Origin of the sequence: Streptomyces niveiscabiei, from assembly GCF_001419795.1 — a bacterium.
GTDB lineage: Bacteria > Actinomycetota > Actinomycetes > Streptomycetales > Streptomycetaceae > Streptomyces > Streptomyces niveiscabiei.
Map to the genome: position 1 here is coordinate 1 of NZ_LIRL01001400.1, position 1,014 is coordinate 1,014.

Annotated in this window: 1 protein-coding gene; it reads left to right on the plus strand. The window is 72.1% G+C overall.

The window, feature by feature from the left end:
- Positions 1-199 precede the first annotated feature (199 nt).
- On the plus strand, positions 200-892 hold the full coding sequence (locus AOK24_RS44460; protein WP_010357798.1) for an iron-dependent transcriptional repressor DtxR: 693 nt from the start codon (positions 200-202) through the stop codon (positions 890-892).
- The last annotated feature ends 122 nt before the right edge of the window (positions 893-1,014 follow it).

Below are 1,014 nucleotides of genomic sequence, written 5' to 3' on the forward strand. Positions count from 1 at the left end.
GCCGAGGAGTGCGCGGAGGGGTGGGGGACGGTCGGGGAGCGGTGTTTCGAGGGGCTGCGCCCTTTCCCGGAGGTGTCTCGTGGGAAGGGGTTTCGCCGGCGCGGCACGGTTGTCAGTGGTATCCGGCAGAATTGAGGGCAGGGCCAGCGCACGCGCCGAGAGCCGTCGAGCCTTCGGCAGAGCAAATCGAGGGGCATGAATGTCCGGACTGATCGACACCACGGAGATGTATCTCCGCACCATCCTCGAGCTGGAGGAGGAAGGTGTGGTCCCCATGCGCGCCCGGATCGCCGAGCGCCTCGACCAGAGCGGACCGACGGTGAGCCAGACGGTCGCGCGCATGGAGCGCGACGGCCTCGTCTCCGTGGCCACGGACCGGCACCTGGAGCTGACCGACGAGGGGCGCCGTCTCGCCACGCGCGTGATGCGCAAGCACCGCCTCGCCGAGTGCCTCCTCGTCGACGTCATCGGCCTGGAGTGGGAGCAGGTCCACGCGGAGGCGTGCCGCTGGGAGCACGTGATGAGCGAGGCCGTCGAGCGCCGCGTCCTGGAGCTCCTGCGCCACCCCACCGAGTCGCCCTACGGCAACCCCATCCCCGGCCTGGAGGAACTCGGCGAGAAGGACGGCGCCGATCCGTTCCTCGACGAGGGCATGGTCTCCCTCGCCGACCTCGACCCCGGCACGGAGGGCAAGACCGTCGTCGTACGCCGCATCGGCGAGCCCATCCAGACGGACGCGCAGCTCATGTACACGCTCCGGCGCGCGGGCGTCCAGCCCGGGTCCGTCGTCAGCGTGACCGAGTCCGCGGGCGGGGTCCTGGTCGGCAGCGGTGGCGAGGCGGCGGAGCTGGAGTCTGACGTCGCGTCCCACGTGTTCGTGGCCAAGCGCTGAACCGACGCGGGCGCCGGGGCGGCGGGGAGAGCTGGGCGCCGGGGTTCGGCCGAGGCCGAGTGCATGGGCCGAGGCCGGGCTTCGGGGCGGCGGGGGGTGCTGTGTGACGAGCTGTGCCGGGT

Bases quoted from the DNA above. Each gene is read 5' to 3' on its own strand.
- AOK24_RS44460 (WP_010357798.1), top strand. From the start codon at position 200: ATGTCCGGACTGATCGACACCACGGAGATGTATCTCCGCACCATCCTC.